Annotated in this window: 18 protein-coding genes; 2 read left to right on the forward strand and 16 right to left on the reverse strand. The window is 37.5% G+C overall.

Annotation, left to right across the window (positions count from 1 at the left end; all coding sequences use genetic code 11):
- Positions 1 to 26: 26 nt before the first annotated feature.
- The gene (locus tag PJ15_RS02670; protein WP_047427717.1) at positions 27 to 842 is read right to left on the reverse strand and encodes a DUF4882 family protein; all 816 of its coding nucleotides are present in this window, start codon (positions 840 to 842) and stop codon (positions 27 to 29) included.
- Positions 843 to 1,326: 484 nt separating this feature from the next.
- Here PJ15_RS02670 and PJ15_RS18575 point away from each other — a divergent pair, with 484 nt between their 5' ends.
- Positions 1,327 to 1,467 carry a hypothetical protein gene (locus PJ15_RS18575; RefSeq protein ID WP_171248557.1) on the forward strand — a complete coding sequence of 47 codons (141 nt, stop codon included), beginning with the start codon at positions 1,327 to 1,329 and terminating at the stop codon, positions 1,465 to 1,467.
- An 81-nt stretch (positions 1,468 to 1,548) separates the two neighbouring features.
- On the opposite strand, the gene PJ15_RS02675 is transcribed toward PJ15_RS18575, so the two are convergent.
- The 14 genes from PJ15_RS02675 to PJ15_RS02740 form a co-directional block, all read right to left on the reverse strand.
- The gene (locus PJ15_RS02675; protein ID WP_047427720.1) at positions 1,549 to 2,661 is read right to left on the reverse strand and encodes an OmpW/AlkL family protein; all 1,113 of its coding nucleotides are present in this window, start codon (positions 2,659 to 2,661) and stop codon (positions 1,549 to 1,551) included.
- 486 nt (positions 2,662 to 3,147) lie between these two features.
- Entirely contained in the window at positions 3,148 to 3,597 is a 450-nt protein-coding gene (locus tag PJ15_RS02680; protein ID WP_047427723.1) for a hypothetical protein, read from the reverse strand.
- A gap of 319 nt (positions 3,598 to 3,916) precedes the next feature.
- Complete coding sequence (locus tag PJ15_RS02685; RefSeq protein ID WP_005257798.1) at positions 3,917 to 4,177, reverse strand: hypothetical protein; 261 nt, start codon at positions 4,175 to 4,177, stop codon at positions 3,917 to 3,919.
- A gap of 172 nt (positions 4,178 to 4,349) precedes the next feature.
- Complete coding sequence (locus PJ15_RS02690) at positions 4,350 to 5,447, reverse strand: LLM class flavin-dependent oxidoreductase (RefSeq protein WP_047427726.1); 1,098 nt, start codon at positions 5,445 to 5,447, stop codon at positions 4,350 to 4,352.
- A 219-nt stretch (positions 5,448 to 5,666) separates the two neighbouring features.
- Positions 5,667 to 6,365: a histidine phosphatase family protein gene (locus PJ15_RS02695; RefSeq protein ID WP_047427728.1), complete on the reverse strand. Its 699-nt coding sequence runs from the start codon at positions 6,363 to 6,365 to the stop codon at positions 5,667 to 5,669.
- Between the two features lie 182 nt (positions 6,366 to 6,547).
- Positions 6,548 to 7,420, reverse strand: coding sequence for an MBL fold metallo-hydrolase (locus PJ15_RS02700; protein ID WP_047427731.1), 873 nt, complete (start codon positions 7,418 to 7,420; stop codon positions 6,548 to 6,550).
- A 2-nt stretch (positions 7,421 to 7,422) separates the two neighbouring features.
- Complete coding sequence (locus tag PJ15_RS02705; protein WP_047429129.1) at positions 7,423 to 7,842, reverse strand: DUF6691 family protein; 420 nt, start codon at positions 7,840 to 7,842, stop codon at positions 7,423 to 7,425.
- Complete coding sequence (locus PJ15_RS02710) at positions 7,842 to 8,258, reverse strand: YeeE/YedE family protein (RefSeq protein WP_047427733.1); 417 nt, start codon at positions 8,256 to 8,258, stop codon at positions 7,842 to 7,844. The genes PJ15_RS02705 and PJ15_RS02710 overlap by 1 nt, the downstream gene beginning before the upstream one ends.
- Before the next feature lie 117 nt (positions 8,259 to 8,375).
- On the reverse strand, positions 8,376 to 8,852 hold the full coding sequence (locus PJ15_RS02715; RefSeq protein ID WP_004772374.1) for a DUF6438 domain-containing protein: 477 nt from the start codon (positions 8,850 to 8,852) through the stop codon (positions 8,376 to 8,378).
- 152 nt (positions 8,853 to 9,004) lie between these two features.
- Positions 9,005 to 9,709 carry a 2-C-methyl-D-erythritol 4-phosphate cytidylyltransferase gene (gene ispD, locus PJ15_RS02720; protein WP_047427735.1) on the reverse strand — a complete coding sequence of 235 codons (705 nt, stop codon included), beginning with the start codon at positions 9,707 to 9,709 and terminating at the stop codon, positions 9,005 to 9,007.
- Positions 9,693 to 10,064 carry a cell division protein FtsB gene (gene ftsB / locus PJ15_RS02725; RefSeq protein WP_004772376.1) on the reverse strand — a complete coding sequence of 124 codons (372 nt, stop codon included), beginning with the start codon at positions 10,062 to 10,064 and terminating at the stop codon, positions 9,693 to 9,695. The genes ispD and ftsB overlap by 17 nt, the downstream gene beginning before the upstream one ends.
- A gap of 126 nt (positions 10,065 to 10,190) precedes the next feature.
- Positions 10,191 to 11,480, reverse strand: coding sequence for a phosphopyruvate hydratase (eno, locus tag PJ15_RS02730; protein ID WP_005230688.1), 1,290 nt, complete (start codon positions 11,478 to 11,480; stop codon positions 10,191 to 10,193).
- Positions 11,481 to 11,525: 45 nt separating this feature from the next.
- Complete coding sequence (kdsA, locus tag PJ15_RS02735) at positions 11,526 to 12,383, reverse strand: 3-deoxy-8-phosphooctulonate synthase (RefSeq protein ID WP_004772378.1); 858 nt, start codon at positions 12,381 to 12,383, stop codon at positions 11,526 to 11,528.
- Positions 12,384 to 12,416: 33 nt separating this feature from the next.
- A complete protein-coding gene (locus PJ15_RS02740; protein ID WP_004772379.1) occupies positions 12,417 to 14,048 on the reverse strand; it encodes a CTP synthase in 1,632 nt (543 codons plus the stop codon).
- Positions 14,049 to 14,417: 369 nt separating this feature from the next.
- Between PJ15_RS02740 and PJ15_RS02745 the strand changes: the two genes are divergently transcribed.
- Positions 14,418 to 14,924 (forward strand): hypothetical protein, encoded by a 507-nt coding sequence (locus PJ15_RS02745; RefSeq protein ID WP_004772380.1) that lies wholly within the window; start codon positions 14,418 to 14,420, stop codon positions 14,922 to 14,924.
- Positions 14,925 to 14,997: 73 nt separating this feature from the next.
- Here the strand turns inward: PJ15_RS02745 and PJ15_RS02750 are convergent, their stop codons facing one another.
- Positions 14,998 to 16,083 (reverse strand): YheT family hydrolase, encoded by a 1,086-nt coding sequence (locus PJ15_RS02750; RefSeq protein ID WP_047427742.1) that lies wholly within the window; start codon positions 16,081 to 16,083, stop codon positions 14,998 to 15,000.
- Positions 16,084 to 16,089: the final 6 nt, after the last annotated feature.

Raw genomic sequence — 16,089 nt, forward strand, 5'->3', positions numbered from 1 at the left:
GTAGGAGGTTAGAAAATTACTATTATTTAAATCGCAGTACCACATATGTCAGTTGCACCAGAAGGATACGACTGAGTGAACTGGGCTTGATCAGTTATTAATTTCAACGTTACTGCCTTTCCAATAAATTTTGAGTTAGAGTATGGTGTATCTTGAGCTTCTGCAAAAAAACCAATTTTAGTTATTGGGTTATTCGCTATTACATTCATATAGCCATAATTTATATTATTAACAATAAACCCGATTTGTTTAGATTGTTGATTAATATAAACACCAAATCTAACTTTTCCCGTCGTAGGCATTTGAATTGTAAAACTTCGCGGATCCAAGTCCTTAAAGCTTGTCTGTCCATTTGAGTTATTAAAAGAGCCACCTATAATCGTTAGATGGTTACCATTCACACTGGTCGGTGAATTATTAATAATAGATTGAGCGAGATTTATCCCTAACTCCTTCCCAGCAGAAGAGCTACCCGTAATAGCAAAACCCATTTGTTGAGTTTCTTGTGTAGAACCAGTTAGTAAGCTTTGTAGTTGAGAGGTATCAATTTCTGCTTCAAAAGCAATAATTCCATTTGTAACCACTGCTTTATCTGGAAGATCATTCATCCCTCCAGCAGAGATAAGTACTTGATCACTGGTTGGATTATCAATTAGCTTGATGACAGATGTTCCTTGTTGTGTAGAAAGATCAATCGATGTCATAAACTCTCTTTTTCTGGTATGTGAACTATTATAGGTATCGATCTGCGCCTGCGTAGCATTAAAGCTGTAATTACAAGATGCTCCCCAACTTACGGTACTTGCAACCCCAATAATCATACTTAATAATAACTTTTTCATTTTTCAATCCATTATTTTTGTGAAATAAGAATATAAAATAAAATTTAATCAATAACACAATAATCAGATGAATAGTTTATAATCCCAGCAACCGCTCTTCTCGACGTATGGCTCTTGCTCTTTGAGCGCTACGTTGACATCGTAGAGGTCTCATCCCCCTTTTTTGAGCCTTGAAAAGTTCATCTTCTTGAGGTTAAATTTGTAAGCTATTCATTTATTGTTTTTCCTAAGCTTTATCAAAAATGTGAGATTCAAAGAAACTAATTTCTTAGAGTTTGGAATGTACTTCCTCAGATTCATTTTTTCAAATAAATAAATCATTAAAATAAAAAAATACAGACAGATCTGTATACAAATAAAATCATTTAATCTAATAAAGAACAACAATATGATCTAATTTTAATTGCAATATATATCACATGATTTATAGAGTAACTATAAATCTTACTATTACTTAAAAATATTTAAACTTGAGGGTCTTACTATGAAAAAATTACTTCTTACAGTAGCTACATTACTTACAATTTCTACTAATGTTATGGCAATAGATTTCACACCAAAAGCTGAAACAGGTTTTATTGGTGGTAAAGGTTGTGGCTTTTCCTGCACAGGTGGTGGTCGTTAATTTCTAAACTATAAATAAAACCTCACCAAAAGCCCTCTTCAGAGGGCTTTTACACTAATCCAAACATGTCTACTCAGTGATTTAAAAACGATATCCCACACCAACATAAGTAATCAGTGGATCAATATCGATCTTGGTTGTCGCGTGAATTAATTTACTGCCTGTATTTTTGTTGACGACATCAATAGTGGCTTTATTATTCAATTTGGCATAGGAAACTGAACCAACTCCATACCAAGAATCATTAAAATCATAAGTAAAGCCAACGGAAACAATAGGTGCAATCGCATCATCTGCATCTACTTTGACAGTCATATCACCACTTGAGACTTTTCGGTCTAAAGCAGCTCCACCTTTACCATCCAATACATTTTGAATCATATGCCCAGCTGAGATCAAATCAGCTCTAATTCCTTCATTAAGCTTAATCTGGTTAAAATGAGCATACATCAGACCAGCACCAACATATGGTCTAAACTTATCTACGCCACCTGTACCAAACTGATATTGTGCTTCTATCGCTGGAGTCCATGCGCGAACTGTTGCAGCTTTGGACTTGTTACCTAAATTTGTAATAGGAATAGATTGACCTAAGGTAATACCCTCAGGGAACAAAATCTTTACGATCTCATTTGGAGAAACTGCTAATCCACTTAAAGGCGCTGCAATTTCTCCCTCTCCTTTAATATCAACTTTCGGTGGAACGCCCCCGATTAACTGTAATGAAACTTTGTCATTCAAATAATAATTGAACATTAAACCTAAAGTATCGACATCATCAACTTCAAGACCCGCATCATTCTGCCGCCAGTTTTCTAACCCATAAATATTAGCACTACCAGCAACTTCTGGCAGGATATTGCCATTTCCATCAGTTAATATTGCTGCCAAAGATGGCTCATTTAAAGCTAACTCGAGAAATTCTTTTTGGTTAAACTGCTCTCCTCCTAAATCAGTTCCCATCGCATTCGGATCAACCGAATTTAAGAAGCTAGTCGTCGAAATACTTCCGACTTTGGTGACCGTTCCATTTTTAACATTGGTATTAATATTAAAGGGATTCGCCTTACCTTGTGGCATCACATGTAACCAACCTGCCGAGACCGAGAATCGCTTAAACTCTTGGGCATAAGTTAAGTTGGTTAAAGACATCAAAGTTGTTGCGATTACAATTTTTGTTGCTGTTTTTTTCATTTTATTTCTTCCTGAAATTCCACATTACCTGATTTAGTAATATGTTTTTTGAATATAACTACAAATGTTTTTTTATCAAACAATAAATTTTACTTACTGATAAAAGGTGACTAATCACTAATTTTTTGTGATGAACTTAACAAAATTAACTGTAGTTAAAAGTAGCGCTTATAGAAAAAATGCCCTCTTTAAGGAATTTTTATAGATATACTTACGTGAATAGTGTTGTTACTCTATTAATTTTATTGCTGGAATTATAGTTTCATTAGACATAAGCTTTGAGTACAGGCAAAATGGCTAAGTAAGATGCTTAGCTTATAGTATCTTCTTTCCAAGCAATAAAAAAACTGACCATAAGAGGTCAGTTTAAGTTAAATAAAACAGTGACTTAATAAATTAAATTATTCTATTGCTAATTTGAATACCTATTTATGCTTTATTAAGTTGTTCTAATCAATAATTAGAAGTCGTAATTACTAAAAAATGCTATCTACAAGTTTCATTATTCAAAATCACACTGCCTAAAGTCTCTCCAACCTTATTTTTATAAAAGACCTCAACTTTATGATCATTAACGCCCATATATTTAGAGTTATAAAGCTCTTTGCACCAAACCTGATAACTATCCTTGGTACTTATAAAATCAGCTAAATCTTTTTCTTCAGTTTCAGATATATCTAAAGCTGGGCTGAATGTTACTGAAGAATAAAATGGCGTCGCGGAAGCTGATGTTATTTTTACCAACTCATTAGATTTATAAGTCACTGATTTTGAAGTCTTCTCCGTCGAATTCTTAAAATACTCAGCCGCTCGATCAAGATCTATAAACTTAAAATCCTGCCCAATAATTCCTTGTTCTTTCAATTCATCATCAGTATTAGCGGTTACATTAAAACTCAAGGCCAGTAGCATTGAAGCAATTAAAATTCTGGTCATTAAAATACCCCTTATTATGCAGGTAATTTATCAAATGGCAGATACGAAGTCATTAAAAAAATATACAAAAATGAATTTATTTATAAAGAGTCATCAATGTAATAGAAAGTTAGATTTTTAATTACCTAGATTTCTATGCTACGTTTATTAGAGTAATTACTTATCAATCCGTAACTATCTGGATATTTTAAAAATATTAATTTTTTCAAAAAATACCCTCAATATCATGAGGGTATTTATAGAATACATTAAAAATGAATGTTGAACAGTCTAAGTCTAACCAGACTTTTCTACCGTCCAAACATTCTTGTATTTTTCATTATGCATTAAATTCCGCTTGGGTCATCTCACCCAGGTAACAAATCGACATGGCAAACAAGTTCACTGGCTGTGTTGAGGGATCACTTTTCTTGATCCACTCAGCACCAATCGCATTCAACTCATTTAGTTTCGTTTTAGAAACAGGTGGTAGAAAGGATTCTAATGGCAGTTGAATGTTAAAACTTCTTGTATTTCCATTATTACTTGCATCATTAAAAGTATAACCAATCAAATACCAATGATATTTTTGTTCAGACATTTGTTATTCTCAAGTTTAATAATTGAGATATTTTTATACCATAAAAAAACAAAAAACATGTTCAAAAATCAATCAATTGAATATTTTTTGTCATATAAATAAAGCACTCACACGTCAGTATTTGATCAGTGGATGACCTTTTCTACCCAAGATCATCCACCCATCACAAGAATTAGGACGCAGATTGAAGCAATCCTTTTTCTTTCAATATCGGCATAACATGATCTCTAAAATATGGAAATTCTTGCGTATAGTTTAGAAATGATAATGTAGTACCTGAGAATCCCGTATGCTGTAAAGAAATCAATCCGTCCGCAATCTGCTCTGGTGTGCCTACTAATGGGAAACCACCATGTCCCACGACAATACGTTGGCGCAATCCTTCAAATAAATCAGGCGGGAAAGATTTACAGAATGAAAATAAGGTATCTATTAAATGTTGTACTGCGCCCTCGTCTGCATTATTCAATTGTCGATCCCATTCTGCTTGGGCCTCTTCCTCCGTAGGACGACAAATGACATGTGAAAAGGTTAACACTTTAATACTTCTATCAAGTGCTGCGGCTTCTTTCTTTAGTTCTTTAATTTCAGACACAGAACGCTCAAGATCTGATGCAGGTGTAAATAAAAAATCGGAATTTTTAACTGCGAATTCACGGCCTTCTTTAGAACCTGCCGCATTAAAAATCGGTGGAGCTGGTATCAATTTCGGCTTTCCATAAGTCCCTTTGGTTTGAAAGAATTTTCCGTTCCAATCAAATGGTTCCTTATTTTGCCAGGTTTTCTTAACTAACCCGTACCACTCATGCGCATAATCATAGCGCGTTTCATGATCATCTGGCAGTTGTAATCCCATTGCGTCATATTCAGGCTTGTTCCAACCTGCGACAATATTTAAACCGACCCGATTGCCACTGATTTGAGCCATAGTCGCAATTTGCTTGGCAACCACAACTGGATGGTTTAACGCGCTGTGTAATGTGGCGAACACATGAATTTTTTTGGTTTTGGCTAATAAAGCCGATGTCCAGGTCACGGTTTCCAGAACTGTACCATGAAAATCTTTTTCACCGCCGTGGCCAATAAATCGCGCAGCGGATAAAAGAAAATCAATTCCAGCTTCATCAGCCATTTGTGCCAGTTCCAGATTTTTCTCCCAACTGGCATCCCAGCCATCTTCCAAAGTAGAAGCAGTGAGTCCTCCAGAACAATTAAAAGCAAAAATACCCAGCTTAAAATGATCTGATAAATTAAAGTCATGTTGAGACATATTTTTTCCTTTTTTTAATGTAAATGAATAAATGTAGAAACTTTAAATTCTTTATTTATCAAGTAAGCGCTATATTCTAACGTGGATTTAAACTTTTTTAATTATGTGAAATGTGAAGCAATATAAATTTTCCTTTTCAAGCTTCAAATATTTTTCTATAACTTTGGTTAGCGGATGGTCAAGTCAGGCATTATATTAAATATTGTAGCCAGCTCTACTTTAGAGCCAGGTTAATAAGTTTGGATTTTTTGATTTAATAAATTGGTGTTCATTCATACTGATGAGCTGAAGTGCGCCATTACTCAGTTTTAAGGTGGTAACACTTGTATTTGCAATCGACCAGCTCAGCGCGAAAGTACGCTGTACACTCAACTCAAGTAACTTTCCAATAATCACAGAGATAACACCACCAGAAGTAAATACAATCGCTTCTTGAGGTTGCTGATCTACTAACTCAGTACATAAATTTTGTAATGCCTGATCTACTCTGGTTTTAAAAACAGGCCAAGATTCATCGTATTCATGATGAAATTCATCATTTGCCCATCGCTCGATTGCCTTATCAAAAATTTGTGCCAGATAAGCCCTTGGATCAATTTCTTTAAAAACATCCTCTTTCAATACTTCTGGCTGCGAAAATCTAGGTTCATACAGTGAAAACACCTGTTGGTGATTAAACTCATTCCACAATCCATCGGTCTTATACATGGCCTGAGGAAAACATTCACTTAAAGAAATTTGTGTAGTTTGCTGATGACGTTTCATACTTCCTGAAACGATATAAGGCTGTTCAGTAAAAATATTCTTGAAATATTGACCCAAGAGTTTTGCTTGTGCTTCACCATTTTCTGACAGCTCATCATAGTTAGTTTTGCCAAATGAAGCTTGACCATGTCTGACTAAATAGATGGTTGTCATTCCTATATCCTGATTGATGTAAGTCTTAAAATGGATGTAGTTTTAACATAGCTCTTTCTTAAAGTACAAAATTTTTGTTTTGACTTTTTGTTGGCTCTTGCTTGTGCTGGCTGTTTAAAGCTTAATGTTACTTAGGCTATTTGGTAGGATTAACGCGAATTTCAGTGCTATTTTTGGAAAAATCAGGATTTAAAATAATTTAAAGGAAGCTTTAAATAACGAATTCCATTGGCTTCAGGTTCAGGAAAACGCCCTGCATCCATATTGATTTGAATCGCAGGTAATATCAGCTTTGGCATTGATAAGGTTGCATCTCGTGCCTGCCGCATTTTTACGAATTCCTGTTTTGGCGTTGCGGCACTTAAATGAATATTAGATTGTTTTTGAGCTTGAATACTGGTTTCACAAACGTACTCATCTCGCCCTTCAGGCTTATAATCATGGCAAAGAAAAACTCGGGTCTGTTCGGGTAATTGATAAAGTTTTTGTATGGACTCAAACAGCAGGTCTGCACTCCCTTTTGGGAAATCACAACGTGCTGTGCCGTAATCAGGCATAAATAAAGTATCGCCAATAAAAACAGCATCTCCGATTACGTAGCTTAAACATGCAGGTGTATGGCCGGGCGTTGGAATATTAAATGCATCTAAATATCCAATCTGGAAATGCTCATCATCTTTAAAAAGATGGTCAAATATTTGTTGGGAATTAAAATACTTTATATCAAGATGATAGATCGCACTAAAAGTCTCCTGAACCACAGCAATTTTTTCACTCATGGCAATTTTTCCACCAAGTTGTGATTTTAAATATTGCGAAGCCGTTAAATGATCAGCATGCACATGTGTTTCTAAGATCCATTCAACCTGTAAAGCCTGAGTTTGAATATAAGCAATAATCTCATCGGCATGTGTTGTTGAGGTTGTCGCAGAAGCGGCATCATAATCCAGTACACTATCGATAATTGCGCAATAACGGGTTTCAGGATCACTGACAACATAGCTAAAGGTATTACTATTTTCATCAAAGAAAGCTTTAACTTGTGGATTTGACATTGCTACTCTCCGCTTGATTTGGCCCAAAGATGATGAAGAAACATACCGATTAACATGGCAATAATGAAATACCAGATTTGTGTATAACCGAGTCCAATTAAAGTAAGCGCTGGTGCTGGGCAAATACCTGCAATTCCCCAACCTATACCAAATAGAACCGCGCCGATAATCAGCTTTTTATCGATCTGATGATTCTGCGGAAATGCTATCGTTTCCCCTAATATGGTTCTAGGATGACGGATTGCTTTTTGAAATGGAATAAATGCCACAGCAATTGCACCAATCATTACAAACATCAAACTGATGTCCCACTCACCCAAAATATCTAAGAAGCTTAATACTTTTGCTGGATTGGACATTCCTGAAATCATTAAACCTAGTGCAAATATACTTCCAAAGATAAAAGCAAATAGATTTTTCATCATATCGCTCCCAAAAGATGACGTGCGACATAGACCGTGAGCATTCCTACAAGCATAAATGTAACGGTTGCGATGATTGAACGCATTGATAATCGGCTAAGCCCACAGATCCCATGGCCACTGGTACACCCTGAACCTAATCGTGTACCAAAGCCCACCAGTAAACCTGCGGCTATCAAAGCAAATGGAGAGGAATCTAAAATAATCTGTGGCTGTACGAATAACTGATAAATAAACGGAGTAACAATTAAGCCCATCAAGAACCAGAAAGCAGAGCTTCCAATGAAAGATTTCGGTTGTAAGAGTTGAGCAATTAACCCGCTAATGCCAGCAATACGACCATTAATATATAAATAGCCAACAACAGCTAATCCAATCAGCCCCCCACCAATCAAAGCCAAAATAATGCTGCTCATCTTCCTCTCACACAACAATATATGTTTTTATAATATGTTATTTTTAATCTTTATACAAATGAAAAAAGGCTTAACTACATTTGCGTAATTAAGCCTTCTCTTTAAGCGAAGTCGAGATTAACGTACTAAATCTTCAATACCAATCGTCTTAGGCAACTTTTCAATCACTTTATTGAGCTCAGCATTTGCTGGAGAGATGCAGCCTGTGTAGTGGCTTAACTGAGTCACTGTACCATCTGGACGTTTCCATGCAAAGAAAGCACTTTGGTGATCAGTTGCTGTTTCTGCACAGCCCGTTGTTTTTACATTCGCGCCAGTCGCTGGACGGTAAGTTTTTAATTCTTGTTGGAGCTTGGTATAAACAGAAGGATCAACTTTTAAATCCTGAGTACCTGTCACTTTGGTATATTGTTTACCATCAAAATGAACAGCGCCTTCAGGTGTAATCTCAACAGAATAGATTGGACAAGTACCAAAACAAGGGCTAGTAGAATAGCGAATTGTTTCCTGTACAGTATCTTCAGGCTGTTGAGGAGTCGTTGCGCAGCCAACTAAAGAAAAAGTAAAAAGGCCCGCAAGTAATAATTTTTTCATTTGTTGATCCGTTATAAAGTATGTTGTTCAAATTTAACAAATCGTCAGTTTTTTGTCATTTAAGTTAATGTAAACAAACAGTAAACTTCACTGAGTTTTACTTAGGCTATTACAGCACTGAGAAAAACTGATTTATAGAGCAAACGAAATAATTATGAATGAATTTGAGATTGTAAAATGAGCCGCGCCAATTCCAGATCATCGGCATAAGTAATTTTAATATTATCAGATCGTCCCTGCACCACTTGCACAGGTTCTTTCACATATTCCAAAGCACTTGCTTCATCTGTAATCACAATATGATCTGCTAAGGCCTGTTCAATTGCACTTTTTAAAACTTGCAATCGAGCCATTTGTGGTGTCTGAGCTTGCCACAACAATTCACGGCTTACCGTTTTCTCGATCTGATTCTCGCTTGGGACTTGTTTTAAAGTGTCACGTACTGGAATGGCCAGAATTGCACTTTGATTTGAATGCTGTGCTGACTCAACCAAACGGGTTAAACAATCCGAAGTAACACATGGGCGTGCCGCGTCATGAACCAATACCCAATCATTTTCATCTGCAATTTCAGACAAATAAATCAAGGCATTTAAAACAGAGTGCACACGCTCGTCACCACCTTCACAAAAATGCAGATTATCTTTATGTTGAAACGGCAGTGTTTTGGCAAAATTATCTTGCTGACCGATGGCAAGCACACATCCGGCCAGATCAAGTGTATTTAGACGATTAACGGTATGTTCAAGTACAGTATGATTTTGAATATACTGATATTGTTTTAATTCAGTTTTAGAAAAACGACTGCCCGAACCTGCTGCTGGTACAACCGCCCACAGCTTAGTCTGGGTTTTCATTCGTTGCAGTATCTTCTTTTGCGTTTGGATCAATATAAATCGGTTTGTAATGGGTACTGATTGTACTCATTTGCACAAATGTTTCATTGGGTTTAATTAAACCTAAATCTAAACGTGCATGTTCTTCAATCGCTTCGCTACCATTTTTTAAATCAAAAACTTCGGCAGCTAAAATACGATTTCGTTCTTTTAATTCAGTATTAATTTCAGCTTGTTGAGTAATTTGCTGAGTTAAGGCTTGGTGAGGGAAATAGCCGCCCTCACCTAACCAGAATTGATACTGCAAGCTTGCAACCAAAACGACTGCAAGCAACAGAATCAATTTACTCGAGGTCGATCGAAACATCTCTAACATGAAAAAAGCCCCTACATCCTTCTGAAAGCAAGATCATCTGCGAATTCTATAGGATTATGAATTTGCAGAGTTTCTCTCTTTTGTAAAGAAAGATGATCAGAAGTTTTCAACATGGATAATTTGACCTTATTTTAGACCTTTGAATTCAGCTTTACCGCGGTAAGCTGCTTTCGTTAATTCTTCGATACGAAGCAATTGGTTATATTTCGCTACACGGTCAGAACGGCATAGTGAACCAGTCTTGATTTGACCCGCTGCTGTACCCACTGCCAAGTCAGCAATTGTTGAATCTTCAGTTTCACCTGAACGGTGTGAGATTACAGTGCTATAACCATTTGCTTTAGCAAGGTAGATTGCATCTAGAGTTTCAGTCAATGTACCAATCTGGTTGTATTTAATCAGAATCGAGTTACCGACTTTCTCATTAATACCACGTTGTAAAATCTTAGGATTAGTTACGAATAAATCGTCGCCAACCAACTGGATTTTGTCACCAAGGATTGAGGTTAAGTAGCTCCAGCCTTCCCAGTCAGATTCATCCAGACCATCTTCAATCGAAATGATTGGGTACTGGTTTACAAGACCAGCTAAATAGTCAGAGAACTGGTTGCTTGTGAATGCTTTATTGCCTTCACCTGCAAGGACATATTGACCATTTTTGTAGAATTCTGAAGAAGCACAGTCAAGTGCCAACATGATATCAGAACCAGCTTTGTAACCCGTTTGACCAATTGCCTCAAGAATAACAGTGATTGCTTCTTCGTTTGAACGTAAGTTTGGCGCAAAGCCACCTTCATCACCTACAGCAGTGTTTAAACCTTTTTTGTTTAAAACTGATTTTAGCGAATGGAAGATTTCTGCACCTGCACGTAATGCTTCAGCAAATGATGTAAAGCCTACAGGCTCAATCATGAATTCTTGAATATCAACATTGTTGTCAGCATGCGAACCACCATTGATGATATTCATCATTGGTACAGGCATAGTCAAAGTCGTTTGACCACGAAGATCTGCGATATATTGGAAAAGAGGAATTTTCTTTTCTTCAGCAGCAGCGCGAGCAGCAGCCAATGAAACAGCTAAAGTTGCGTTAGCACCTAATTTTTCTTTGTTTTCAGTACCATCAAGTTCGATCATCGTATTATCGATGTCTTTTTGTTCAAATACTGATTTGCCCACTAAAGCGTCACGGATAATCGTATTTACGTTATTAACCGCAGTTTTAACACCTTTACCCAAATAACGTGCTTTATCGCCATCACGAAGTTCTAAAGCTTCACGAGAACCAGTTGAAGCACCAGATGGTGCACATGCACGACCAACAACCCCAGATTCTAAAATAACGTCTGCTTCGATGGTTGGGTTACCACGAGAGTCCAAAATTTCACGTGCACGGATGTCAACGATTTGGCTCATGAACAATTCCTCTGTTGAATGAAAAACAAGATGCAAGTTATTGCATCAGTGGGTGTCTAACTTCTTGAATCCTTTAACTAAAGTATCCAATTCTTTTAATTGTGCCAAGAATGGCTCAAGCTGAGATAAACGCAATGCACATGGTCCATCACATTTTGCAATTTCCGGTTCCGGATGCGCTTCCAGGAATAAACCCGCTAGACCTGTTGCCATACCTGAACGTGCCAAAGTTGTGATTTGAGCACGACGACCACCCGCAGAATCAGCACGTCCGCCTGGTGTTTGTAAAGCATGGGTAACGTCAAAGAATACTGGCACATTCATTTCTTTCATGGTGTCAAAGCCAAGCATATCAACGATCAGGTTGTTATAGCCAAATGCTGAACCACGTTCACAAAGAATGAGTTTGTCATTCCCAGCTTCCAGACATTTATGCAAGATATGACGCATTTCATGGGGTGCTAAGAATTGTGCTTTTTTGATATTGATAATGGCTTGAGTTTTTGCCATTGCTTCAACAAGATCAGTCTGACGACTAAGGAAGGCAGGAAGCTGGATAATGTCTGCGACTTCAGCTACAGGCGCTGCTTGGTAAGGTTCATGAACGTCGGTAATGATTGGCACATTAAAATGTTTTTTAATCTCCGCCAACCACTCGATGCCCTTTTCCAGACCAGGACCACGAAATGAATGTAAGCTCGAACGATTTGCCTTGTCAAAGCTTGCCTTGAACACGTAAGGAATATCTAAGCGTTTGCAAATATCAACATACGTTTCAGCAATTTCAAATGCTAAATCTTTCGATTCAAGTACGTTCATTCCGCCAAATAATACAAATGGCAAATGATTTGCCATTTGTATATCGCCTAAACGTACAACTTCTTGTGGTTTTAATTGTGACATTTAAACTTTCCCAGTTTATTTAAAACTCAATACTTACTTTTGGTGCTGATTTTTAGCAGCCCCGATAAAACTAGCAAATAATGGGTGTCCATCACGTGGTGAACTTGTAAATTCTGGGTGGAATTGTACAGCAATAAACCAAGGATGTTCAGGAATTTCTACAGTTTCAACTAAATGTTGTACTGATGAATAGCCTGAAATTTTCATACCAGCTTCTTCAAGTGCCGGAATAAAACGATCGTTCATTTCATAACGATGACGGTGACGTTCAGTAATTTCAGCTTTGCCATATACTTCACGTGTTTTAGTGCCTTCAACCAGTTCTGATTTTTGTGCACCTAAACGCATCGTACCGCCCAAGTCAGACTCAAGGCTACGTTGCTGTAATTCACCACGTTCATCTAACCATTCAGTGATTAAACCAATAAGTGGATATTTAGTTGAACGGTTAAATTCAGTTGAACTTGCTTCTGGCATCGCTGCAACATTACGTGCATATTCAATCACAGCCAATTGCATACCTAAACAAATACCAAGGAATGGAATCTTGTTTTCACGTGCATACTGAATCGCTTTCATTTTGCCTTCAGTACCGCGCTCACCAAAACCACCTGGTACCAAGATCGCATCAGCCGTACTTAAAATGCTAATGTCTTGCTGTTCAAGCTCTTCAGCATTGACATAGTCAATCTGAACTTTAACGCGGTTCTGGATACCAGCATGTAAAAGTGCTTCATTCACAGATTTATAAGCATCTGGAAGTTCTACATATTTACCCACCATCGCAACACGTACTGTGTATTCAGGATTCAATAATGCCTCAACAACATTGTCCCAATCTTCAAGATTTGCTTCTGGAAGATCGTTGAAGCCAAAACGTTCGCAGATCAGGTCATCAACATTCTGTTCGTAGAAAGTACGTGGAATTTGATAAATCGTTTTCGCATCTTTACATACCACAACGGCACGCGCTTCAACATTCGTGAACAATGCAATTTTACGTTTAGTATCAACATCGACATCGTATTCAGTACGGCAGATCAAGATATCTGGCTGGATACCGATTGAAAGAAGTTCTTTCACAGAATGCTGAGTTGGCTTGGTTTTCAATTCTGCAGCAGATTTGATATATGGTAATAAGGTCAAATGCATCAGCATTGTGCGTTTATGACCCAACTCAACCATAAGCTGACGTACTGATTCCATAAATGGCAGTGATTCGATATCACCAACAGTACCACCAATCTCAACGATCGCAACGTCGTAACCTTCACCTGCGCGAAGTACGCGTTCTTTAATGTTATCTGTAATATGTGGAATAACTTGAACAGTACCACCTAGGTAGTCACCACGACGTTCTTTGTTCAAAACGTCTTGATATACACGACCGCTGGTAAAGTTATTCAGTTTGGTCATTTTCGCACGACGTAAGAAACGTTCGTAATATCCCAAATCTAAGTCAGTTTCAGCACCATCCTCTGTGACGAAAACTTCACCATGCTGAAATGGACTCATGGTACCTGGATCGACATTAATGTATGGATCCATTTTTACCATAGTGACTTTTAAGCCACGAGCTTCCAAAAGTGCAGCAACAGAAGCAGCAGAAATACCTTTACCTAGTGATGAAACCACACCACCAGTGACAAAAATAAAATGGGTCATTGAGTTTCTCGTACAATCGAGCCGAAATCGGCCTACAATGTTGGGCAATTTTACTGTACTCTGCCCCTATAAAGCAAAGTCAAACCGCATCAATTCAAAGAACTATAAACAACTGGTTATTCTATCAGCATTTTCGATAAAAATTTACGGGATTTGATGATTTTTCATACTTAAATTACGTTTAAGCGCTCAAATTCATCCTCAAACTTCTTAAAAATCGGTTTTAAACCGTAATAAATGAGCCATAAAAGTGATGAGGATTTGCAAGCAATTATAAAATATAAACAAACTCAACAAAGCATAGGGATTTCTTCACATACTTTTACTGTTATAATTCGTGCTGTCCTTATTTAATATGTTGTTTTAGCAATGGCAAATAAAAAACTTTTAATTTGTGCAGCACTGGCGACTGGTCTTTTATTAACTGCTTGTGTGAAAAAAGAAGAACCTAAAAACGAAGAGCAGCAAGAACAGTCAACGACTGAAACTCAAACTCAGCCACAACCTGAGCCTGAAAAAATTCAGGAGTTTGAATCGTTAGAAAGTGTTGATAAGCAAGAAGCTCCAGCGCCTGCTGTTGAAACAACGCGCGAAGAAACTGCAAATACGACCACTGAAATTCGTCGTGAAATCCATCCTGCGCAGACTGAAACGCCTGCTGCAACTGAGACTCCACGTACTGAACAACCAAAACCAGCAAAAACAGAACAGCCTAAAGCTGAGCAACCTGTAAAAGCTGAACCTAAACCAGCTAAAGTAGAGCAACCAAAAGCTGAACAAACTGCAAAAGCACCAAAATCATCTACACCAGCTCAAAGTGAAGATGATGCTGTTGCTGCCGCGATTGCTGCTGCTACACCTGCATTAAACAACTAATGTTTTAATTGCTTGCTGTAAAAAGCCATGAACCGCGTTTGTTGCAGTTCATGGCTTTTTTATTTCTACATTATTAATAATTCTTAAAAAAATCTGCCATCAAACGTGAAGCCCAGGATTTCACACTTAACGTTTCATAGAAGCCACAATGGCTACCCTTCTTCGTCGTGACCACAGCAATATTTTCCATATGCTGAATTGCATCTTTATACGGTTCCAGATTCTTGATTGAACAGACAGGATCATCTTCTGCATTCAAAATCATCAATGGAATTTTGACATTTTCAAATACATAGATCGGGTTGATTGCCTGACAATAGCTTTGATAATCCTGAAATCCAGCCATTTCAAAGTATTCTTTTTCAAACTCTTCCAAGCTGGTGGTTGTCAGCACCTTTTCTACAGAAGCAAGTTGCCCCCATGTGGTCTGATACGGATAGATAAAGTGCTTAAAAAGCTTCTTGGTCATCATTTTGCTATAAAAAGGATGGACATTTTTAAAGCCAATTTCAGTGTTATAACCTGGACACATTGCAAAGGCAGCTTTGAAAGGTGTGTCTGCACCTTGCTCACCTAGATAGCGCACTAACAAACCTGTACCCGCAGAAGAACCGACAGCGTATAAGTCTGAGTCTGGAAATAAGCTTTGAATATGTGCCAATTGCTCTTTTAGATCACTGGTCGAACCAAACAATGAAATACGTGGTACAGGCATTGGCAAACCCGCATGACCACGGCGTAAACACAATGCGATTCTCCACCCTGTATATTCATGCAGGTCTTTAACCAGCTCCCGCATACTTTCAGGTGTTCCTGTAATGGTATGCATAATCACAACAGTCGGCGTCTCTGGCGGTAAGTCATATCCGTACCATGCGATTGCCGTTACACCACCATCCTGCATCTGTAATTGTTCGATTCGATCATATTCAAGCTTGATCATTTTCTTTCGAATCACATCAAAATACAGCAAATGTAGATGAGTATTACTTAGCCACGGCGTTGGACGATATTTTTGCTTTAATTGAGGTAATTTTTCCAGCACATCCTTAATCTTCCCTTTCGGGTCATAATACATTTTCGGTTGTTCAGCACCGAGTACCGTATCAAAGAGTTCTGAACCTAACACTTTTATTTTGTCTAAAGCAGATATACCCATATCCAA

It is taken from the genome of Acinetobacter sp. neg1 (assembly GCF_000788125.1).
GTDB lineage: Bacteria > Pseudomonadota > Gammaproteobacteria > Pseudomonadales > Moraxellaceae > Acinetobacter > Acinetobacter vivianii.